Source organism: Priestia sp. P5 (assembly GCF_029522155.1).
Classification (GTDB): Bacteria; Bacillota; Bacilli; order Bacillales; family Bacillaceae_H; genus Priestia; species Priestia megaterium_E.
This window is the reverse complement of sequence record NZ_JAKWFJ010000001.1, coordinates 1852700-1874084: the sequence shown is the minus strand read 5'-3', so window position 1 is coordinate 1874084 and position 21385 is coordinate 1852700. Positions and strand designations below refer to the sequence as shown.

General features: G+C 36.5%; 19 protein-coding genes. 5 read left to right on the top strand and 14 right to left on the bottom strand.

All coding sequences use genetic code 11. The annotated features are described in order from the left end of the window. The first annotated feature begins 16 nt into the window (after positions 1 to 16). Complete coding sequence (locus MMB69_RS10240; protein WP_277447644.1) at positions 17 to 1405, top strand: DUF2254 domain-containing protein; 1389 nt, start codon at positions 17 to 19, stop codon at positions 1403 to 1405. A 690-nt stretch (positions 1406 to 2095) separates the two neighbouring features. Beyond that, entirely contained in the window at positions 2096 to 2392 is a 297-nt protein-coding gene (locus MMB69_RS10235; protein WP_221784852.1) for a hypothetical protein, read from the top strand. Positions 2393 to 2457: 65 nt separating this feature from the next. Here MMB69_RS10235 and MMB69_RS10230 read toward each other — a convergent pair whose 3' ends face one another. The 9 genes from MMB69_RS10230 to MMB69_RS10190 all read right to left on the bottom strand — a co-directional run bounded on the left by MMB69_RS10230 (position 2458) and on the right by MMB69_RS10190 (position 10629). Further along, positions 2458 to 3228, bottom strand: a complete 771-nt coding sequence (locus tag MMB69_RS10230) for an ABC transporter ATP-binding protein (protein ID WP_264407788.1) — start codon at positions 3226 to 3228, stop codon at positions 2458 to 2460. Positions 3229 to 3237: 9 nt separating this feature from the next. Then, positions 3238 to 4035, bottom strand: coding sequence for an ABC transporter ATP-binding protein (locus MMB69_RS10225; protein ID WP_277447643.1), 798 nt, complete (start codon positions 4033 to 4035; stop codon positions 3238 to 3240). A 5-nt stretch (positions 4036 to 4040) separates the two neighbouring features. Then, the gene (nikC, locus tag MMB69_RS10220) at positions 4041 to 4847 is read right to left on the bottom strand and encodes a nickel transporter permease (RefSeq protein WP_277447642.1); all 807 of its coding nucleotides are present in this window, start codon (positions 4845 to 4847) and stop codon (positions 4041 to 4043) included. Continuing rightward, positions 4844 to 5785 carry a nickel ABC transporter permease gene (gene nikB / locus MMB69_RS10215; protein WP_264407793.1) on the bottom strand — a complete coding sequence of 314 codons (942 nt, stop codon included), beginning with the start codon at positions 5783 to 5785 and terminating at the stop codon, positions 4844 to 4846. Before nikB ends, nikC begins: the two co-directional genes overlap by 4 nt. 2 nt (positions 5786 to 5787) lie before the next feature. Further along, complete coding sequence (gene nikA, locus MMB69_RS10210; protein WP_264407795.1) at positions 5788 to 7311, bottom strand: nickel ABC transporter substrate-binding protein; 1524 nt, start codon at positions 7309 to 7311, stop codon at positions 5788 to 5790. A gap of 249 nt (positions 7312 to 7560) precedes the next feature. Beyond that, positions 7561 to 7974, bottom strand: coding sequence for a DUF4395 domain-containing protein (locus MMB69_RS10205; RefSeq protein ID WP_264407797.1), 414 nt, complete (start codon positions 7972 to 7974; stop codon positions 7561 to 7563). Between the two features lie 312 nt (positions 7975 to 8286). After that, entirely contained in the window at positions 8287 to 9117 is an 831-nt protein-coding gene (locus tag MMB69_RS10200; RefSeq protein WP_121945371.1) for a YitT family protein, read from the bottom strand. Positions 9118 to 9316: 199 nt separating this feature from the next. Next, positions 9317 to 9877: a hypothetical protein gene (locus tag MMB69_RS10195; RefSeq protein ID WP_034651039.1), complete on the bottom strand. Its 561-nt coding sequence runs from the start codon at positions 9875 to 9877 to the stop codon at positions 9317 to 9319. Between the two features lie 197 nt (positions 9878 to 10074). Beyond that, entirely contained in the window at positions 10075 to 10629 is a 555-nt protein-coding gene (locus MMB69_RS10190; protein WP_013057535.1) for a GNAT family N-acetyltransferase, read from the bottom strand. 159 nt (positions 10630 to 10788) lie between these two features. On the opposite strand from MMB69_RS10190, the gene MMB69_RS10185 reads away from it, so the two are divergent. After that, positions 10789 to 10932, top strand: a complete 144-nt coding sequence (locus MMB69_RS10185; RefSeq protein WP_158307786.1) for a hypothetical protein — start codon at positions 10789 to 10791, stop codon at positions 10930 to 10932. 68 nt (positions 10933 to 11000) lie between these two features. On the opposite strand, the gene MMB69_RS10180 is transcribed toward MMB69_RS10185, so the two are convergent. The 5 genes from MMB69_RS10180 to MMB69_RS10160 all read right to left on the bottom strand — a co-directional run bounded on the left by MMB69_RS10180 (position 11001) and on the right by MMB69_RS10160 (position 17049). Beyond that, a complete protein-coding gene (locus MMB69_RS10180) occupies positions 11001 to 11825 on the bottom strand; it encodes a thermonuclease family protein (RefSeq protein WP_277447641.1) in 825 nt (274 codons plus the stop codon). A gap of 420 nt (positions 11826 to 12245) precedes the next feature. Next, positions 12246 to 12905, bottom strand: a complete 660-nt coding sequence (locus MMB69_RS10175; protein WP_264407801.1) for a 2OG-Fe(II) oxygenase — start codon at positions 12903 to 12905, stop codon at positions 12246 to 12248. A 247-nt stretch (positions 12906 to 13152) separates the two neighbouring features. Further along, positions 13153 to 14655: a malate:quinone oxidoreductase gene (locus MMB69_RS10170; RefSeq protein ID WP_221784843.1), complete on the bottom strand. Its 1503-nt coding sequence runs from the start codon at positions 14653 to 14655 to the stop codon at positions 13153 to 13155. A gap of 120 nt (positions 14656 to 14775) precedes the next feature. Further along, complete coding sequence (locus MMB69_RS10165; RefSeq protein WP_221784842.1) at positions 14776 to 15600, bottom strand: pyruvate, water dikinase regulatory protein; 825 nt, start codon at positions 15598 to 15600, stop codon at positions 14776 to 14778. 567 nt (positions 15601 to 16167) lie between these two features. Then, positions 16168 to 17049 (bottom strand): HAD family hydrolase, encoded by an 882-nt coding sequence (locus MMB69_RS10160; protein ID WP_221784841.1) that lies wholly within the window; start codon positions 17047 to 17049, stop codon positions 16168 to 16170. Positions 17050 to 17362: 313 nt separating this feature from the next. Between MMB69_RS10160 and MMB69_RS10155 the strand changes: the two genes are divergently transcribed. Together MMB69_RS10155 and MMB69_RS10150 are read left to right on the top strand one after the other, a co-directional pair. Further along, on the top strand, positions 17363 to 18826 hold the full coding sequence (locus MMB69_RS10155; protein ID WP_221784840.1) for a hypothetical protein: 1464 nt from the start codon (positions 17363 to 17365) through the stop codon (positions 18824 to 18826). Between the two features lie 969 nt (positions 18827 to 19795). Then, positions 19796 to 20818 carry a hypothetical protein gene (locus tag MMB69_RS10150; RefSeq protein ID WP_221784839.1) on the top strand — a complete coding sequence of 341 codons (1023 nt, stop codon included), beginning with the start codon at positions 19796 to 19798 and terminating at the stop codon, positions 20816 to 20818. Positions 20819 to 21385: the final 567 nt, after the last annotated feature.

The following is a 21385-nucleotide window of genomic DNA, read 5'->3' as shown; positions in this document are numbered from 1 at the left end:
TAATAGGTGGATAAGTATGGCTAACTTTTTTCTTCATACTAAAAGAAGTCCGAACTTATTAAATCATGATACGGGAGATTTCGTTATGTCAATAAAGCTACAGCAAAACCGAATAAAAGCTAATTTTTGGATCACTCCTGCTTTATACGGCATTATTGCTTTTGTCTTAGCTACTATTAGTACATTTTTAGATCGATATTTAACAGCTCATAAACAGTGGTTAAAATTAGTTCCTTCCGTGTTTCTAACGGATAAAGAGCTTGCTCATACTATTTTGAGCTCAGTATCAAATTCCTTATTAACGATGACGACGATTACCTTTTCTTCTGTTTTAGTGGTACTGACTACGTTTGTAGGTCAGTTTTCTCCTAGAACGATTCAAAATTTTAATACAGATGCCAAAACTCAGCGCGTGCTTGGTACTTTTATCGGTGGATACGTATACGTGCTTGTACTGCTCATTCAAGTTCGCAGCAACCAAGTCAGCAATACCTTTATTGTTCCTTCATTAGCCATCGTGGTAGCATTCATTTGCCTAGGGATGTTTGTATTTTTGATTCACCACGTCATTAACTGGATTAAAGTCGGAAATTTAATTTCAAACATTGCAAAAAAAACGATGCTTACCATTGAAGAGCGACGGCTAGAACAACAAAAGACCCCTGACTCAAAAAATGAAAAGCAGCTTAATTTTGATAGTGAAGAGGCGCTGCAAATCAAAAGCAACAAACAAGGCTATATTCAATATATTGAACTGAACCATTTAACAGCACTAGCAACCCGATCAAATGTCATTGTTAAACTTGCAAAAGCACCCGGCGAGTATGTAGAAGCGGATACCCCCCTGTTAACGGTGATCAATCACAATCAATCGTTAGATCAGGAAAAATTTCTTCACTGTTTGTTTATTACAAATGATCAAGAATCGATTCAAGATGTGAAGTTAGGGATTCAGAAGCTGAGTGAAATTGCATTGAGAGCTATCTCACCCGCTATTAATGATCCTGAAACAGCCATTAACTGCATTGAACAGCTCACGCAAGTGTTTATCAAACTTGGACAAAGCTATTCTTCTTCTCCTTATTATTGCGATGAAAAAGGATGCATTCGCGTCATGCTAGAAAAACCTTCTTTTATGGATTATTTGTACAAAGCGTTCTATCAAATTCGTCATTATGGAAAAGAAGATGTTTCCGTGATGTCTGCCGTCATTAAGGCATTAACCGTAATCGCTGAAACAAATCGCTCTGCCATCAAAAACGACGTCTGGTTTTTTTCTTCCTATATCGCAGAAGGGCTGCAAAAACAAGAGTGGCTTAAAATGGACAAAGAGTTTCTTAATCAGCTGCTCAAAAACCTTGCAAAAGCTTGTGAAAAAAAAGGCGCTTCTATGGTGATAGAATAAAAAAACAAAAAACGCCGCTCATCAACTGAGCGGCGTTTTTTTACGATATAAAGTGCTCTACCTCTTCTCTCTTTTTCACTATTATAAGTTTATCGTTATATGACGTACGAAGGATATGCAAAATTTCAGGTTTGCTTTGCTTTTCAAAATTCGCATTCTACTGAAACATTTTAATGAAAATAGAAAACGTCGGTGCGTAATTTACTTTTTCTATTTTAGCTTTTTGCAGAACATACCTTTTGATAATAAACCATATTCTTTTTAGATAATGGGTATCAAGAAAAATAATAAGGTCCGCTTCATTAAAACTTTCATTTACCCACGTATAGTGTACACCTTCTATAATCCATTCCTTTGAAGATGCAATATGATGTAAACACTTTTTTCTGCCTTCTTCACTTCTTCTTTTATCTCCTTCATATGTTCGTTCCCACATAATATTATCAAGTTCGTAGTGAGGAACTTTTAATCTATGGGACAATAACCGGGCAAGAGCTGTTTTTCCACTTCCAACGGATCCAACGATATGTATCTTTTTACATGGAGCTCTTTGAATACTTCATCTCTCCCTACTTCAAGCCTGTTTTTTTACACATATTGTATCATTCAAGTTCTTTTTCTCTAATGCAAACCAGAACGTTTTATGCTAGTATTTTATGGTACTTGACTGACAAAAGGAGTGAAAACACAGTGCCTAAAACCCTTTTTGGAAAACTTACGCTGTTTTGGATTGGACTATTTTTATTAATTACAGGTCTATTTTTTTATTATAAATATACAAACCAAGGGTTTACCGCTGCAGATTTATTCTTTCGCGTCTCTCCTCCCTTAGCTACTATTGGCTTCCTTTTAAGCGCAGCCGGACTATATGAAGAACGAGGAAAAAACAAGCTAATTCCTCTCGTTGTACTCACCATTAGTTTTATCATGCTTTGCCAAGCAGGCTATCACTTTATCCATATGCATACTCCACCGCCGCGCCCCTGACTTTGTCTCATTCTCATTTATAAAAAAGCTCTTCGTTTAGTATATTAAACGAAGAGCTTTACTCTCTATTCAAATAAACGCACAAGCTTTTTTGTATAGGGATGCCTGTTTTTATCAAATAGCTTTGCACGGTCAAATTGATCGATAACCTCGCCTTGCTGGATAACCATCATGCGGCTGCTCATAAATTTTACTGCTGCTAAATCATGCGAAATAAACAAATAAGATAGCTGAAGCGTCTCCTGCAAATCTTTTAATAAATTTAAAATTTTTGCCTGTACCGTAACATCAAGACTCGCTGTTGGTTCGTCTAATAGCACCAGAGACGGACCTACGCTAATGGCACGCGCAATCGCTACACGCTGAAGCTGTCCACCGCTGAGTTCATGAGGATAATTCAACGCATATTCTGCGCTAATCCCGACTTTTTCTAACAAATAAAAAGCGATTTCTTTTTCGTTTCTGCTCACATGAGATAAAAATGAAGGAACGATTCGCTGCTGCCGCAAAGGCTCGAGCAAAGAATCGATGATTTTTACTTTTGGATTAAAAGAAGCCGCGGGGTTTTGAAAGACAACTTGCATGCCCAGACGAGCTTGCTGCAGTTTTTTTCCTGTTAACCTGTGAAGAGGTTTCTCTGCAAACCATACTTCTCCCTGCTGAATTTCTGTTAACCTTAGCACACTTTTTACAAGCGTACTTTTTCCGCTTCCACTTTCTCCAACAATCCCTACGCATTCTCCTTTATCAATATGCAGGGAAACATTATTTAGCGCTTTAACGTCTTTATACTGTTTCACCAGCTGCTTGACGCGTAATATACTTTTTTCTTTCATACTTCACTCCTATATTAACACTTTTTTCTGCGTATCTAACAATCGATCAGGCGTTTTCTGTAAAGAAGGAATAGCGTTAAAAAGTTTTTTTGTATAAAAGTGATCCGGAGCGTGAAACAGAGATTCGATACTGTTTTCTTCCACGATCTCTCCTGCTAACATAATGGCTGCTCGGTCTGCATATTTCCGCACATGACGCAAATCATGGGTAATAAACAAAATGGCACAGCCTGTTTCTTCTTTCAGCTTATGCAGCAGCTGAAGAACTTCAGCTGCTGACACGCTATCTAAAGCCGTGGTTGGTTCATCTGCAATAATCAAGGCAGGCTTCATCACCAGCGCTAAAGCAATCGCTGCTCGCTGAAGCTGTCCTCCGCTCAGCTGAGAAGCATAGCTTTTATATACGCGTTCATCCGGTAGATTCACAGCTTTTAGAGCCTGAAAAATGGCTGCTTTCCTGTCTTTTTTAGACAGCTTACTATGTGTACGAATCGTTTCATCAAACTGCTTTCCAATTGTTAAAAAAGGAGTAAAAGCGCTTCGATAATCTTGAAAGATATACGAAATATCTTTTCCAAGGATAGGCGCATATCCTTCCTGCTTAAAAGTAATAGAGCCTCCTTTAAGCGTGACACCTGACGGCAGCAGTCCTCCTATCGAAGCAGCAGTGATACTTTTACCGCTTCCGCTTTCTCCAACGAGCGCCATCCACTGTCCTTGCTCGATTGTAAAAGAAACGTCTTTTACGATTTGTTTTGTTTTATTATGAATGGCTAGATGCTTTACTTCTAAAACGATGACGATCACCTCTTTTATCGATTAACTTGATATTTCCCTCGAATATATTCACCTAAAGCTGTAAACGTCAGCACCAATAAAATAATGGCCAAGCCTGGTATCAACATTAGTTGCGGAGCATTGTAAAAGTAGGCCCTGCCTTCATTTAGCATCGTTCCCCATTCCGGAGTAGGCGGCTGAGTCCCTAGTCCAATATAGGATAATGAAGCCATCATTAAAATAATTTTCCCTATATCCAGCGTAGCAAGAACAAGAATATGTCTTCCCACGTGAGGAAGAAAGTGGCGCAGGATTAAAGGTAGTGTTCCCACTCCGTTTAATTTAGCGATCAGCACATATTCTTTTGACTTTTCTTGAAGCACAATACTGCGCACTACCCTTGCATAACTAACCCACTTTACAATAACCATCGCAGCAATTAAGTTAAATAATCCAGGCCCTAGCATTCCGCTTAAGACGATGGCTGCAATATAGTCAGGAAAAGCTAAAAAAACGTCTACAATTCTCATTAAAAAGCGGTCTATTTTTCCTCCAATATACGCTGAAACTAAGCCAACAGGTACTCCAATCAAAAGAGAAAGAGCTAAGACAAGAAAACTAGTCCCAATTGTGGTCTGAGCTCCAGCTACGATTCGTGAAAAGAGATCTCTGCCTAAGTGATCAGTTCCTAACCAGTGATCACCGGTGGATTTTTGAAGCCGGTCTTGCATATTGACTTGTGTGGGATCCATCGGTGCTAGCTGACTTCCAAACATACAAAATAAAATAAGCGCAATACCACACACGCTTATCACTACAAAAGGAAGCTGCGGCTTTTTCACGTTTTATCCCCTCCCTTTACATAGAGCTGGGGATTTACATATTTGTAGCTCAAATCCACAAGTGAATTAATTAAAACAACAAACAGGCCCATCCACAAAATATATCCTTGAATGACAGGATAATCACGATTCATAATCGCATCAATAACTAATTTTCCAATGCCAGGATAAGCAAAAAGCACTTCAATAATGACCGTTCCTCCAAGCAAATTGCCTAAGCTCGTCCCTAAAATGGTAAGGATTGGCGTTAAGCTATACCGGAACGCGTGAAAAATAAAAATGCGACTTTCACTTATTCCTCTTGCTCGAGCGGATCGTACAAAATCTTGTTTCAGTCCTTCTAGCAGACTAGCTCTAATCATTCGCATATACACAGCGGACATGGCAAAACCAAGCGTTAAAGAAGGCAGCACAAGATGAGCTGCTGTGCCTGTCCCCATCGAAGGAAGCCATTGAAGACGCACGGAGAACAGCTGTATAAACAAAAGACCGAGCCAGAAGCTGGGAATAGACGCTCCAATTAAGGAAATACTTCTGCTGAGATAATCAATCCACTTATTCTGGTATAGTGCTGACAGCGTGCCGAGTGGCACAGCTATTAGCAGCATCACAACCAAAGATGCAGCTGTCAAGCGCAGCGTAGCCGGAAACTTCTCGGCTAATTCATCGATGACAGGCTCTTTTGTCATATATGAAGATCCTAAATCAAACTGAAAAAAGCGCTTCAGCCACTTTACATATTGAATATATACGGGTTCATTAAACCCTAGCTCTGTTCGCAAACTATTTATTTGTTCCTCAGAAACTGCCACATCATCTACGCGGAGCATTTGCTTAACTGGGTCTCCTGGAGCCAGCTTCATCAAAACAAAGCTGAGAAACGATAGGATAACTAAAAAAATGAGTAATTCTATTATTCTTTTACCAATTAATTTCATATCTATTTCACATCTAAATCCTTTGTTATCACATAGTATTCACTTTTGGTTGTAACCCAATTTTTCACATTGTCTCTATAGGCCACAAAATTATTCGGATGAACAATCGAAGAGTGCAGCGTTTCTTTTTCTGCTATTTCTCCTGCTTGTCTTGCTAACTCATTGCGCTGTTTTTGATCAACTGTTTTATTGAGTTTATTAATAATGGAAGTTAATGCTGGTTCATGGAAATGACCTACATTAAATGCTCCTCCCTCCATGTAAAGAGCATTAAAGAAGTATCCTGCATCTCCTCGCGGCGCGGTTACTAGACTATATGTAACGATTCCCCAATCATTTTTTGTTGTCATATACTCGTCCATATTTTCCACTTGTTGAATGTCTATTTTTACACCAATCTTTTTTGCTTCTGACTGAAGCATTTGTGACATTAAAGGCATTTCTGGACGATAAGGATATGTAACGAGCTTAAAAGAAAGCTGTTTTCCATTTTTTATTGCTTTTCCATTCTTGAGTATATAACCGGCTTTTTCTAAATATGTTTGAGCCTCACTTGGTCCATAGGTTTTCGTTTTAGGATCGTTCGAAAAATCCAAGCTATCTAAAAATGGACCTGCTGCTGGTGACCCTTGACCTGCGAGCGCTGTATCGACAACATCTTTTGGATTTAACAATACATCAAACGCTTTTCTCACATTTTTATCTTTAAACGCTTCTTGCCTTGAATTATAAAAAAGCATTTGATTTCTCAGGCTCGGCTGTATATCTACTACAATAGAAGAATCTTTTTTTAACGTGTTTAAGCTTTCAATAGCCGGACGGTATACAATATCGGCTTCACCTGATTGTAAAGCGGACGTTCGTGCATTTTCATCATCATTAAATGTTAACACAACTTCATCCAATTTTGGTTCCCCGCCCCAGTATTCTTTATATTTTTTTACTTTCATTTCATTATCCGGTTTAAACGAAGCTACTTTAAATGGCCCTGTTCCCACGGGTTTACTTTTTGTATCTGGAGCATCTACATCAATAATTGCTGTGTTTGGATGAACAAGTTCAGAAGGCAGCGTGGCAAGCGGCTCTGTTGTTGTAATGGTTAAGATTTGGCCACTGGCTTTCATTTCTTTAATTTTAAGTGCACTTTTCATTGCTTCGCTTTCTTTTATCGTTCTTTCTAACGAATGTTTCACGGCTTCAGCATTCAGATCCTTGCCATTTTGAAACGTAATCCCGGCTCTAATCTCAAACACCCAGGTCGTCCCATCATTTTCTGTTTTCCACTTTTTTGAAAGCCACGGTTCAATCTGTAATTGCTCATTAACTTTTACTAACGTTTCGGCAATACCGGCTCGTACAGTTGTATAATTTAACTGTGGATCGAGCGTGTCACTTGGAAAATTCGATACAAAAGTAAGTGATTTCTTTTCACTCTTTTCTTCGGTACTCGCAGAGTTAGCCGAACATGCCGCTAGCACACCTATCGCAGCAAGCGTTAAGCATAGCAAACTTATCCTTTTTCTCATATAAACCCCTCCTTTATTCAAAACTATCTTTCTTTTATGTACGGTTTTTAACTATAACTTCCCCCTTTTAAATCGTAACGATTATTATTATCATAAAAAGTTTAATTTGTTTGCCTTACTTTGTCAACAAAGGTTTTTAAAGGATATAGGCGCTCTAACACTTGTTTTCACCCATTATGATGATTAAATTTATTAATAACGCATACAAATGAGCATAAAAAAACAAAGCCTTCTCGAGGCTTTGTTTTTTTATGCAGCGTGTTTTTTTCTTTTATATTTCCACATCATATATCGATAACGAATCGTGCAGCCTATACAATATCCCATCAGCGCTACACCAGCAGCAAGAATCACCATTATACTAAATACGTAGCCGACAAGCGTATAACCCATTAAAAAGAAAATGAAAGCAACCCCCATACATATCGTTGCAATCCATTGGTTAAAAAGCTGCTGATCCCGGTCTTCCATTTGATAAGAAGAAGCAGGCTTTTTGAGAAGCGTTTTCCCTGCCATAATTACGGGATTACGCTTTGTTGCAAGTGTGACTACTCCAACGAGAAAAGGCAAAAGTAAAAGCCACTTTGCCGCAAGTAAAGCGATCAAAACCGTTATAACGATAAAGAGTTGATTAAGCTGAACTAATGGTTTGGGAATGCTCATGGAACTCCTCCTTCTTAAAACCTATTATACAAATTGGTTTACTAAATTAAAAGAAAAAGCACTCCAAATGAGCGATAAGACTCATACAAAAAAGTTACATAATTTCACTAACGTACTTTAAGATCAGTATCGTAAATAAAATCAAGACAACGTATCGTAAAGAACGAATTCGACGTTGAAGAAGACGTTTTACATGCCTTTTATTACGCATATGGGTTCTCCCTTTCGTATATTGAATTGTCTCTAGACACACTTATATCATACTTTTTGGGAGAACACCAACGTCAGAAAAAATTGCCAAGAACCACAGCATTATGCGCTTAGAAAGCCTTTTCCAATTACATCTCGTACATCGTGTACAATCACAAATGCTTCATCATCAATTTTTTTAATCAGCTTTTTAAGTTTAATAAGCTCTTGTTTATTAATGACCACATACAAGATTTCTTTTGATTCTTTTGTATAGTTCCCTCGACCGTTTAGAATCGTTACTCCGCGATCAAGCTGTTCATTGATTTGATCCGCTACTTCATTTTTGTTGCTTGAAATAACGGTAACGGCCTTTTTGGCATCGAATCCTTCAATAACGAAGTCAATTACTTTTGTTGTAATGTACAGCATGACGATTGTAAATAGTAGCTTTTCGATTCCAATAATAAAATAAGAAGCCAATACCACTAGCAAATCAACCATTAAAAGTGCATGACTGACTTTCCAGTTTAAAAACTTATTTAGGATTCGAGCAATAATGGCTGAACCTGCTGTTGTTCCACCAACTCGCAAAATCATCCCAATTCCAACGCCTAGCAGTACACCGGCAAAAACCATGCCAATGAGCTCTTCATGAAGATGAAGACCCCATCCTTCAGTTACGTGAAGAAAAATAGATGTAGCGATAATCGTAATCATCGTATAGACGATGGTTTTTTTCTCTAAAAATTTATACCCTACGATAAGCAAGATACCGTTTAAAATAAAGTTAGTGATGCCCGTTGAAAGATGCGTTGTATAATATAAAATAATTGATATACCCGTAACGCCGCCTTCACCTAGTCCTATTGGAATGACGAACATGTTAACTGCAAGTGAAAATACAAACGAACCTATTAATAAAAAGATGACATCTTTTACTGTTTTACTCATCGATTAAACCCTCCTCGGCATAAAAATTCACATAAAAAAGCCCCTTCTCCAAAAGAGAAGAGACGCTTATGTTTAGTTTTTATGTTACGTATTCTTAAATTGCCATGTATGACTATAATATGTTCACATACGTTTGTCAAACGGAAAGTTTATGCATTATGTGTAACCAAGACGATGAGTCATTTATCTTTTATGTATACTAGGAATGTTTTAATTTATTTAAACAAAGACGGATGCAGGAATTAGTTGACTCAATTAATTCTTTATCGCCTTTTTTCAATCGAATTTCTAACGCGCGTTGAAAATAGTGATGTGCTCTGGAAACAACCCGCTGATCAAGTAAACATTTTCCATAATGCTGATAGACAAAGTCTTCATATATGTGAAGGTCTTCATCTGCTTTTAATTGTTCAATGAGTAGCTGAAACGTTTCATTCGCTTTATCCCACTGTTCTTGCCAGTGATATGTATGTCCAAGTCGGATCGTATTCAAAAATTCACCTATTGTATCGGCATGTCGGTCATATAGATAAATGGCCAGCAGCAGATGTCTTTCACTGCTCGTTAATTCTCCAAGTATGCGCTCATATACACCAATATGTCCATATGTTTTAGCAGCGGCACACTCATCCTCTTCTTCGAGAGCTCGTTTCTTCAAATAGATAATTCCCTGCTTCATTTGGTGTGGGTTAACCGGAACTTCTCGAAGCTGTTCATTAAATCGATAACTCATATTAAACGGAAGATCTCTGATGTTCATGCACGCTCCTTTCATGTGGCACATCAGCAAACATACTTTCATGACCGCTTGCTTATGGTCCATTGGATGTAGGATTCTTTCCATTTTGATACGTTTACGCGATTTACAGGAAAGCTCAGCAAAAGTGCTGAGCTGTCGGTTCTTATTATTTTACTTATATATCCATTTTATCACAAAAAATACTACCGTAAAGATGCTCAGGCAGTCTTCATATAAAAAAATGGTTTTTTATCAATAAAAATGGTTTTATGCTCTTGAAAGCCTATACGCTGATACAATTTTTTGGCTTCTACGTTATTATATTCAACGTTTAACGATAAAAACATCTTACGCTTTTTGGCTTCTTGCTTGGCTACATTTAAAAGAGCCGTTCCTATCCCTTTTCCGCGGTAAGCTTCATCTACACATAGAGAGTCAATATAATAATCTCCATGTTCAGTTTCTATATCAATTTCCCACGCTGGATTATTAAGTTTAGCACGTACAAAACGCTTAACTGGTTCATAAAGCGTTTGTAACATACTTCCTTCGTAGCAAAGCATAAGTCCAACTACCTTCTCATCGACTTCTGCGACTGTAATATGATGATAGCTATAGCGATTCTTCTCAGACAGAATAAACGCTTTAAGTCTTAAAAGCGCTTCTTCATTCGTTGTAGCCGCCGTATGAGAGCGTGCAATACTGCCAAGCATGTCATAAAGTAATTCCGTTACAGCAGAAGCATCTTCTTTTCTTGCTTTCCTTATTTTCACGATTTTCAAACTCCCTTTATTCTCTTCGCTTGCTTTATTTGCAGCAAGACTTCTTACCTATCTACTTTAACACGAAAAAGAAAAGAAAGAAAAAATTAACTCCTAATCTTCCTTTCATTGTATAATTAATGTATATTTTCAAATGAATGGATGATGACTATGAAAAAACGCCGTCAGCAGAAAGATAATACGATGAGCGGGAGAGAACTTATAGCGGAGGTTCTTTTACAAGTGCCTCAGCTGCTCATATGGCCCGTGCGTCTTCTTATACGAATTGGTCGTTCTTTGTTGGATGGTATTTAGCCACTCCTATACAAACACTTACTGAACTCAAAAAAAAAAAGAAATTCAGCAGTTACTGAATTTCTTTATTAGTTTTTTGCTTTTTTGTATCCTGCTTCTTGTGCATCTTTTTCGGTACAAAACCAAATGACGTTGTTCATGGTTTGGTTGTAGTGTGCCCCTGTTGGCACGTGATAAATTTTAGAGTTTTGATTTCCTTTTATTTTACCTTCACAGCTTTCGGCAGATTGTGTATCTTTTTGATTAAAAGAAGACTGATTTTTTACAGCATCCGTATTATACCCTTTTTCCTGGGCATAGTTTTCAATGCTCCAGATTCCTTTTTCGCTTTTTCGAGCCAGCTCCTGTATTTTCTTAAATTCATCTACGTACTTTGTATTAGGAGGAAATACTGCTACGCGGGCTAGCCCTTTTGCTAGCAGCTCTTCATTATACAGCTCATTGTCTATCCATACATAAGCAAGCAAACGTCCATATTGATCACGCTCTTGCACATCAAATTCAAGGGTAATTTCCTGTCCTTCTAGTCTTTTTTTGGTGTAAGCAGATGCTTCAGGACCAAAGGGCTGTACGCCTAGTTTGGGATGCTTTGTTTCGGGGGTATCAACAAGAAGTAGTCGCACGCGATCTCTCTTTCCGTTCAGCATTTTCACTTTAAGCGTATCACCGTCCACTACTCTTTCTACCGTAGCTGCCTCACCTACTACGTCTTCACGACTTGCTTTAGAAGGACTATGATCGTTTTCTTGATCTGATGAACCTTCTACTTGAACTGCTTGTTTCGTATCGGTAGAAGATGTGGTTGAATGACTTGCCTGTTCATCGCTGCATCCAGTAAGAAGCAGCATAAACGTCGCAAGCATCGCGTAAATAATTGCTTTTATTTCTTTCAAAACCCGGGTCCTCCTTTAACACGTTCCCTATCTACTATATAAAAGTAAAATGATTTTATAAATAGTGTAAATCACCTAAAAACAAAAACTCGTGAAAATACCTTTCACGAGTTTTTTCGTGCAACTGTTATAAAAATTGCTTACCTGTTTTAAAGTCATTCTTTTAAATAGCATCTATTTTATTTTTATCTCACGAACACATTTTTCGTTTTAGTGTATCCAAATTTTTAATCATGAGGATATTTTACACTACAAATACATTTATCGTCTACCGGCTTATAAGAATAAGGAATAGCCGCACAAATAGAATAAGTGTGAATATTTCAATATAATAACCGGCTACCATGATTGCTATATTTTTGTAACATAAATAAGAGCCCTCATTAACAATAGCTAATAGGGCTCTTCAAACCTTTGTTATTACGATCGAATTTTTTGTTTGCGCATCCACTGGGTAGCGACCCACTTTTCTCCTTTTATAACAGGAGCTCCCCCATGGAGAGTACGGTCATTAAGTTCAGCATCACTATAAAAATATTCAAAGTACACGGCCATTCCTTTTGTCGGAGATACGGAAAGACCCAGCTTAGGAAAATAAGTTTCTCCTCCTTCTTCGACATCGTTTAAGTACATAACCAATGTACTAATACGGTTATTTTTAGATGCTTTACTTTCAGAAGTGAAATAATCGTGATGGGCTTTGTATTCTTGATCAGGCAAGTATTTTAAAATTTGAAGACCTTCAGCATATTCAATAGATGGTCCCATTATTTTAGAAAGTCTTCTTTCGATTTGATGTACAAGCTCGTTTTCGCTTTCGTCAAAAAACATGCCGCTGCTCGTTCGAATACTGTTTACTTCACGTGCAGCACCAATTTTTGATCGCTGCATTTTATCTTTGGATAGCTGTATAAGTTCGTCACATTCTTCGTTACTTAGTACATTTCCTAAAACTAAAACAAGAGGCTCTTCAAATCGAGCAACAATATTAATCTCTCTGTCTTCTAATTTAATTTTATTCCCTGTATGATTAAAAATCGTTTGTTCTTTCGTCAGTAAAGATGTATTAGTTGGAATCATCTTTTATCGGCTCCTCGAAATAGCTATTTTCCAATTTTTTACCCCCATTATATGTAAACGCTTACTAATAAGAATTATATCACGAATACGAAGTAAATTCTGCTAGCAAAGGAAATAAATAAAAAGAAGCCCCTTATATAACGAAGCTCCTTCATTTTTTCTTATAGATTTCACATGTAGTTTAAATACTTTAACTGTCTAAAAAACTCTTTTAATATAGAGCATCCGTATCAAAGGCTGCCTAAAATCATCGGTACACAAGTTCTTTTTTACTTAAATCAAGCATTTGTGCTGTAGAAGCATGAATTTCGTTAAAAAGCGCTGGATTTTCTACCAGTGACAAGCCGTAAGAAGGAATCATTTCTTTTATTTTTGATTCCCATTCTTCTATATGCTGCGGGAAACACTTTTCCAGCACTTCAAGCATGACATGAACGGCAGTCGAAGCACCTGGCGAAGCCCCGAGCAATGCAGCAACGGAACCATCAGCTGAACTCACAACTTCGGTACCAAATTGAAGAGTTCCTTTACCTCCGGCTTCCGTATCTTTGATTACTTGTACACGCTGACCCGCTACGACGATATCCCAGTCTTCGCTTTTTGCGTTTGGAATAAACTCGCGAAGTTCTTCCATACGCTTTTCATTTGACAACAGCACCTGCTGAATCAAGTATTTCGTTAACCCCATCTCTTTGACGCCTGCTGCTAACATCGTTAAGATATTATTCGGTTTTACAGAATTGATTAAATCCAAATTTGAACCCGTTTTTAAGAACTTTGGTGAAAATCCGGCAAAAGGTCCAAACAGCAGTGTTTTTTTGCGGTCGATATAGCGTGTATCAAGGTGCGGAACCGACATCGGCGGAGCGCCAACCTTTGCTTTTCCGTACACTTTCCCGTGATGCTGCGCTACAACTTCGGGATTATTGCATACCATAAATAATCCGCTTACCGGGAATCCTCCAATATGCTTGGACTCAGGAATACCCGTTTTTTGGAGTAAAGACAGACTTCCGCCTCCTCCTCCGATAAAAACAAAGTTCGCCGTGTGATATTCCTGTTTGCCGCTATGAATATCATGTACTTTTACTTCCCACGAGCCGTCTGCGGTACGTGTCAGATTTTCAACGCTGTGGTTATAGTTTATTTCTACGCTTTTACTTTTTAAATGTGTAAACAACATACGAGTTAAAGCTCCAAAGTTCACGTCCGTCCCTGAGTCGATTTTAGTTGCCGCAATTGCTTCAGTCGATGTACGGCCTTTCATAACAAGCGGCATCCATTCTTTTAGCTTTTCAGGACGATCCGAATACTCCATCCCTTGAAACAATGGATTATTTGATAGCGCTTCAAAACGTTTTTTCAGAAAGGATACGTTCTTTTCTCCTTGTACGAAACTCATATGAGGGATTGGCATAATAAACTCTTGCGGATGATGAATTAAATTACTGCTTACAAGATATGACCAAAACTGTCTTGAAAGCTGAAACTGTTCATTAATCCTCACTGCTTTCGTAATATCTATAGATCCGTCAGCTTGTTCAGATGTATAGTTCAACTCGCACAGTGCAGCATGGCCAGTCCCTGCGTTATTCCATTCATTCGAGCTTTCTTCTCCTGCATCTGCGAGTTTCTCAAATACTTTGATTTCCCATTCCGGCGCTAACTCTTTTAGTAAAGATCCCAACGTTGCGCTCATCACTCCGGCCCCAATTAAGATAACGTCTGTTTTTTTATATACATTGCTCATCACAATCTTCCTTATCTTTTATATTTTAAAAAAGCACCTTTTAGCAACACGCCTGTTCTACCTGACTCTCTACAGATTAAGTATGTCTGACAAGTTATCTGTCTTACATAATGGGCGTTTTTATACATACCCTTTCGTCTTGTCCTTTTTTAACATGCTCAATATCACTTCAGCGGTTTCTTCAACTGCTTTACCTGAGACATTAACAATAGGACAGCCAATGCGCTTCATAATTTTCTCAGCATAGTCCAGCTCTTCAAGGATTCGATCTACATTGGCATAATTGGCTTGAGACGCTAAACCTAAATTTTTTAATCGTTCTTTTCGGATTTCATTGAGCTTATCCGGTGTAATAACTAAACCAATACATTTATTTTTCGGAATAGTGAAAAGTTCATCAGGAGGCGTCACTTCTGGAACTAAAGGTATATTCGCTACTTTAAGACTTTTATGAGCTAAATACATAGAAAGTGGCGTCTTAGATGTTCTCGAAACACCAATCAACACTAGATCAGCTCGCTTGATACCTCTGAAGTCTTGTCCATCATCATATTTAACAGCAAATTCAACTGCTTCTACTCTTCGAAAATAGTTATCGTCTAACTTTCTCGTTAATCTCGGTTGAAGATTAGGCTTTTTATCAAAGGTTTGGCTAAAGGCTCTCATAAGAGGGGTCATTAAATCAATAGCTACAATTCCTTCTTCTTGTGCCTTTTGGTCAAGATACTGTTTTAAAGGTGGGATGACGATAGTATACGCAATGATGGCCTGGTTACACCTTGCTTCAGCAATGATATTATCAATATTTCCCTCATCTTCTACGTAAGAAGTATTTTGAATTTCAATATCTTCTCCACTAAATTGAGTTAAAACTGCTTTTACCATCAGCTCAGCCGTTTCACCTACTGAGTCGGAAACTATATAGACAATTTTTCTTTTATTCACATTAAATCTTCCTATTCTTTGATTTTAATAGTTTAATAACGCTAGTATTTTTCATTTAGCAGCTTACAAGATACACAATTTAATAGTAATGAATAGACAAATATGCTGGTCACTATGATTATAAACACTTTAACAAAACAATTAAATTAAGAATTTATGTCATACTAATTATAAAATAAAGCTAAATATGTTATACTATTTTCATTAAATGTTATATTAGCATTAAATATACGGAGATACAATCCCTTTTCTGCGCATTTTATAAAAAGTTTGAAGAAAGAAAAAGTTTAGATTTTAAAATATTTTATGCTTTGGCATGGTGGCACTCATCAGGGCTGAGAGGCGTTTTGCAGGGATAGTTACGAGGATAGTTATATAATTATGTTGTTTATAACATAATTTTTAAGTTATAGAAGATTTATTCTTGGCTATTCTTTTTAGCTAAGAGTGCTATAACTAAAAATAATGAACGGTTTACTTTTCACCTTATGTATACTAAAAACACCGCCTAAAAGACGATGTTTTGAATAGTTGGTTATAATGCATTGTCGTGAAATAGATTCATTTTTATAAAACGGGATTACTTCTAGCAGATTTTTGCAATAAAAGTTTAGAAAGATAATGAGATACGCCGTTTTCGTCACAGTTAAATTTCGTTACGTCATCGACAATTTCTTTAATATGATCCGGCGCATTTTTCATCGCTACGGCATAGCTGGCAAACTGAAACATTGGTAAATCATTGTTGCTGTCGCCAATTGCTAGAATGTCTTGCTCGGGCAAATTAAAATGTTTTAGCATTTGCTGAATTCCCGTTGCTTTATTTACGTTTGCCACCATCACTTCAACATTGTGTTTAGATGAAGTAGAAGTTGTAAAATCGATTTCTTTTTTAAGTTCTTCAAGCTCCTCTTTCCATTTATCGATATGCTCGTGCGTTCTTGCAAAGAAATAGAACTTTGAAAATTCACTTCCTTCTACGGAATCTTTCCAGTCAATCTCTTCTTTTATCGCTTGTTTACGAGAAAGCCATTCGTTAATTTCCACACTGTCTGGCTTTGGCTCTCTAATTTCATTTTCAACATATGGCTGATCTTGTTTTAACGTCACGCGAGGTGTGCCATACGGGAAAAGCTCGTAGTATACCTTGTTCGCTCTTGCTTTTTCAATAATAGTTTCCACCAATTGAAGTGAAAGCGAGTGCTGAAAGACTGCTTCTTTTCCTACGTACCCTGCCATACCATTTGACGTGATAAATCCATCCACTTGAAAGCCTTCAGGAACTAACTCTTCTATTTCATCAAACGCTCTTCCCGTAGCAATAAAAACAAAAATTCCCTGTTTTCGTAATTCGTCAATGGTTTCTTTTGTTTGAATACTTACTTTGTTGGAGCGATTTAATATCGTACCGTCCATATCTAAAAAAATTGCTTTAGGTTTTAACAACATATTTATTCCCCCTATTTGTAAAAAGAGTGTACTTGGCAAGTATAAACTTTTCCATTTTCAAACTCAATGAATGTACTTCGCTTTTCTCTTTTATAAAGCTACTATAATACTCTCCTTACATCTAAAATTGTACAAGCGCTATAAAGAAAGAATTTTAGATTTGCAATAAGCCTTTATATACTAATAGTTGGTTAGACTAATTTGATATAAAACAGCATCCACAAAAACGAATTTTCCTTTTAGCCTTTAGAGTATCGTTCAAAAAAGATATAATAAGAGTGTTACAGATTAAATACATACAGAGGAGGTCAACATGAACGAACCATCCAATTTTTCTCCTTACCTTATTAAACAAATCAGCGATGCGATCGATGACAATATCAAAGCAAAGTGCATAGACTTTTTATATGATTCTCATTCGTTCTTTTCGAATGAAAAAAATTTTATAGAAGACTACATTTTAAATATATTGCAAGATACGTTTGTTTTAGAGAATAAATTAATAAATCCTAAGGAAATAAGAAACCCGGCCTACAAAAGAAGACAATCAAATAAGAAAAACTGGCTGCAAACGTTAAAAAAAGATATTAAAGCCCAAAAGCCTAATCCTATTTTTGAAGACATTGAATTGGCCAAAAAAGTGATGGATAAAAAAGTGGATACCGAACACTTAAAAAAGCTGTTTGGCGTGGAAAAGCCTGAAGATATTTTAAAGATAAAGTTAAAAGAAGTAGAGACATGGGCTAAAAGTAAAAAAACAAATATTACCGATTTTCCTTATTTAGATTCAAAGATGAATTATCAAATAGAGAAAGCATTTCACACGGACTTTACTTTTTTAATTGCTGAAATCATATTAGAAAAATACAATGGAAATTTGAGTAACTGGATTGATAAACGATTGAATTCGTGGGTAGAGGCCCCTATCTTCTCAAATGAAAGTCACTCTCTTAAAACCAATATGGAAGTTAAAACAAACTCCCAAGAAGTCGTTTTATATAATGACTATAAAGTTGATGAAGAATATTTCATTCGCACCATTATCCCTGTCAATGATAATCAAACGGTTCTCTCCAAACGAAATATGGTTTTAGACCCAAAAGATTCTCAAATTATCCAGTTTGCTCTTTCACAGCGCGACGAGATGTTTTATAAAGAAAAAACGGTGACTCTTGATTTAGCGGATATCGTTAAAGAAATTTATAATTCAAAAGGTGTAAAAAACTATGAAGCGGTTGAAGCCCGCATTATGAAAATTGCCAGATACCACGTAGAAGGTGTAGCGAAGAAAAAAAATTCCAGAGATACAAAATTTGCGATAAACTTCTTCCAAAAAGCTGTTATTGAAACCGATGAAGTAACGGGCAGACGATATGCAACCATCGTATTTAGCGACGATACGCATCAAGGCTTTTTAAATCAGCAGTTTGTACAAATTTACAGTGACGTTATTAAAAAGTTTAAAGATAATTCGCTGTCTTCTTTACTGCTGTATGCATTTCAAAAAGAGCGATTAGATTGTTATTTACAAGAGAAGTCTTACACTCATTTTTACCCGTATCAATATTTTGCTTCAAAAGTTCGTTTTCGTTCAAAGAAAATTGATGTCAATCTAAAATTAATTAATGAATCTCTAGCAGAGTTTGTTAGCAATCAAGTACTGATCCAAAGTTATCAGCAAAAACTTCAAGGATTTGAAATCTCTTTTATTCCTCTTCAAAATTATGAAATTCAAGACTATTTTGGAGGAGAACATAGAGAAACATTGGAAGGGTAAATTGTTCCCTTCCTTTTTTATCTGATATTTTGCCACTTTCAGCTTATAAATACAAAATATCCCTCTAATTTTATTTCATAGTTTGGAAGTTTTGTCATTTTTAACGTACTAACCAGAAGCTTTTGCCGTTTTTTACGTACCTCTTCGCTTCTTTTGCCGTTTTTAGCGTACTAATTACTACCTTTTGCTGTTTTTGACGTACCACTCTGATTCTTTTGCCATTTTTGACGTACTAAATTCATTTTATTTACTCGTAATCACTTATTAATTGTTAATTATTCTCTTTTTTTCGTAAAACAATCCTACCTTTTGCCGTTTTTTACGTACCCTTTCACTACTTTTGCCGTTTTCTGCGTACTAAACATTGCTTTTCCCTTTATTATTGCCTTTTCAAACCCCATTTTTTATTTTTGTCGCAGCATATATAAAGCTTTTGCCATTTTTGACGTACCAAACGATAACTTTTGCTGTTTTTGTCGTACTACTAGGTCGTTTTTGACGTTTTTCACGTACTAAAAATAGCTTTTGCCATTTTTGACGTACTAATGAAATTCATTGTGTTATTTACAACGATCAGAAAAGTGGTTTTTTCCCCTTTTTTTAGGTGAATCGAGGTAGCTTTTGCTGTTTTTAGCGTACCATTCTTCACTTTTGCTATTTTTAGCGTACTATACTGAGACTTTTGCTGTTTTTTACGTACTAAAACGCATAAAGTTTTTTTTGATTTTTACTGATCGTAACAAACACTGTTCTACCGGCGCTTGCTTGCTTTTGCCGTTTTTGTCGTACTAAAAAACCTATACGCTGAACCCCTTGATATGACAGCATTCTTTGAACCTTTTGCCGTTTTTATCGTACTACTCGTTCGTTTGCGATTCTGTTTCTTATTGATATAATTTTCACAAGGTATTCTTTGTTATTTTACCCTAATAAATTATTGTTGATATGAAATAGATTGGAGGGATTCTCATGATAAAAAAAGAATTTGCGAAAATTGGAAAACAAATTATTCGCCAATTGTCTAGCACCGTAGAAAAATATAAAGATATTGAAGATCACATGGACCTAGACGCTCATGGGAACCCTACAATCAAAACAGTGGCAGAACATCACCGTTTATCTAAATCTCAAATTTCACAATTAATTTTTTATCACTTCCTTCACGTTGATGAAAGAGGTATTATTTGTGATGTTTCTGAAAAAGAGATTGCAGCCGCTTTGAATTGTACAGTTCGAACAGTTCGCAACAACAATGTAGCATTAGCAGAAACAGAATTAATTTCCTATTCTCGCAGCGGCAAAGGAATCAATATTTGTATTGTTCCCTACCCTCAATATTTTGAAGAACACGGCTTTGGGTTTATGGAATTAGAATATACTCGCTTTGAAGAACTTATTCTAATTGAAAACGTAAATGCCCTTCGCTTAGAGCTGCGCAAAGAATTGGTTTATGACAACGATACGATTAAGCGTCAGTTTAATCCTGGAGAAAACACTTCAAAAATTAGCTTTAATGACTATAAAATTTTTACGCCGAAATATACTCACTACAAGGGTATGATGCAAAAAATAGCTGAAACCCAGACGAGCGCATTTAAAACCGTTGTCCAAGGATCTACTATTTTCTTTGTTCTAAAAGACGGAGCTAAAAATGGCAAGATGTCAAAACAAGAAAAGAAAGATCAATACGATGCGGCGATTCGACGTACTATTGAAGAGACTTTTGTAAAATTATCTGGATACAGCACAGATTCTACAGGAATTGTTATGTCTTCATTCCAAAACGAAGACATCGCTGATTTGGTTCAGCTTTCTTTTGAATATGGTATTAAACGAGTGAAGTCTGCCCTTTATTCTCTGATTGAACAGGCCTTCTTCAGCCATGATGCTCAAGTCGTTGAAAATTACGGCGGGAAAATCCGTACGCTCATTCGAAAAGAGCTTTCAAAAAATCTTCAAGATCAAGTCCCTGCCGAACTTACAGCTTCATAAGGGGCTTCTTTGGCATGCCTTTTTTTTATTTTCTCTCCTTTTTCCTCTCTTTTTGATACAAATAGTACAAACAAACACTCATTTTTTCAGCTCTCCAATTCCATTATCCTATCTATATAAACGTAATGAGTGCAAATGAAGGATATTTCTTGTGTATAACTACGGAATATTGCTAAAAAAATACCTTCATACTTATCCACAAAAGAAAGAAAACATATTCAATTAATGTTATATCATCCTCTTTGTTATTAAAAACATCCCTTTTATTTTTTTATTAACGATGATTTCCAGGTTATTTACTCTTTAACACGACGATTTTTATCCACAATGGAAATAATTCATACTTTTAATAGAAATCTTCATACTATGAATTTTAAAATCCGTCTATTGCAGAAGAAAAAACATAGTGAATAAAATAGTTTCCATATCTATTGTTATAAAAAACATCCTTTAGCTAAAGGATGCTGTTCACAAAAAAGGTCTATTTTCCACACAGTTATTTATTGAAAAGTAATTTCCTCTCTAACCCTTGATATCATTGGGTTTTTACAGGATTTTTCTTTCTTT

What these genes read in the sequence shown, in the direction of transcription:
- MMB69_RS10230 (WP_264407788.1), bottom strand. Translation starts at nt 3,228, where the DNA reads ATGAAAGAAAAAAGTATATTACGCGTCAAGCAGCTGGTGAAACAGTAT.
- MMB69_RS10175 (WP_264407801.1), bottom strand. Translation starts at nt 12,905, where the DNA reads ATGATTCCAACTAATACATCTTTACTGACGAAAGAACAAACGATTTTT.
- MMB69_RS10240 (WP_277447644.1), top strand. Translation starts at nt 17, where the DNA reads ATGGCTAACTTTTTTCTTCATACTAAAAGAAGTCCGAACTTATTAAAT.
- MMB69_RS10185 (WP_158307786.1), top strand. Translation starts at nt 10,789, where the DNA reads ATGAAAAAACGCCGTCAGCAGAAAGATAATACGATGAGCGGGAGAGAA.
- nikA (WP_264407795.1), bottom strand. Translation starts at nt 7,311, where the DNA reads ATGAGAAAAAGGATAAGTTTGCTATGCTTAACGCTTGCTGCGATAGGT.
- MMB69_RS10160 (WP_221784841.1), bottom strand. Translation starts at nt 17,049, where the DNA reads ATGTTGTTAAAACCTAAAGCAATTTTTTTAGATATGGACGGTACGATA.
- MMB69_RS10150 (WP_221784839.1), top strand. Translation starts at nt 19,796, where the DNA reads ATGATAAAAAAAGAATTTGCGAAAATTGGAAAACAAATTATTCGCCAA.
- MMB69_RS10195 (WP_034651039.1), bottom strand. Translation starts at nt 9,877, where the DNA reads ATGAACATCAGAGATCTTCCGTTTAATATGAGTTATCGATTTAATGAA.
- MMB69_RS10170 (WP_221784843.1), bottom strand. Translation starts at nt 14,655, where the DNA reads ATGAGCAATGTATATAAAAAAACAGACGTTATCTTAATTGGGGCCGGA.
- MMB69_RS10205 (WP_264407797.1), bottom strand. Translation starts at nt 7,974, where the DNA reads ATGAGCATTCCCAAACCATTAGTTCAGCTTAATCAACTCTTTATCGTT.
- MMB69_RS10200 (WP_121945371.1), bottom strand. Translation starts at nt 9,117, where the DNA reads ATGAGTAAAACAGTAAAAGATGTCATCTTTTTATTAATAGGTTCGTTT.
- MMB69_RS10155 (WP_221784840.1), top strand. Translation starts at nt 17,363, where the DNA reads ATGAACGAACCATCCAATTTTTCTCCTTACCTTATTAAACAAATCAGC.
- nikB (WP_264407793.1), bottom strand. Translation starts at nt 5,785, where the DNA reads ATGAAATTAATTGGTAAAAGAATAATAGAATTACTCATTTTTTTAGTT.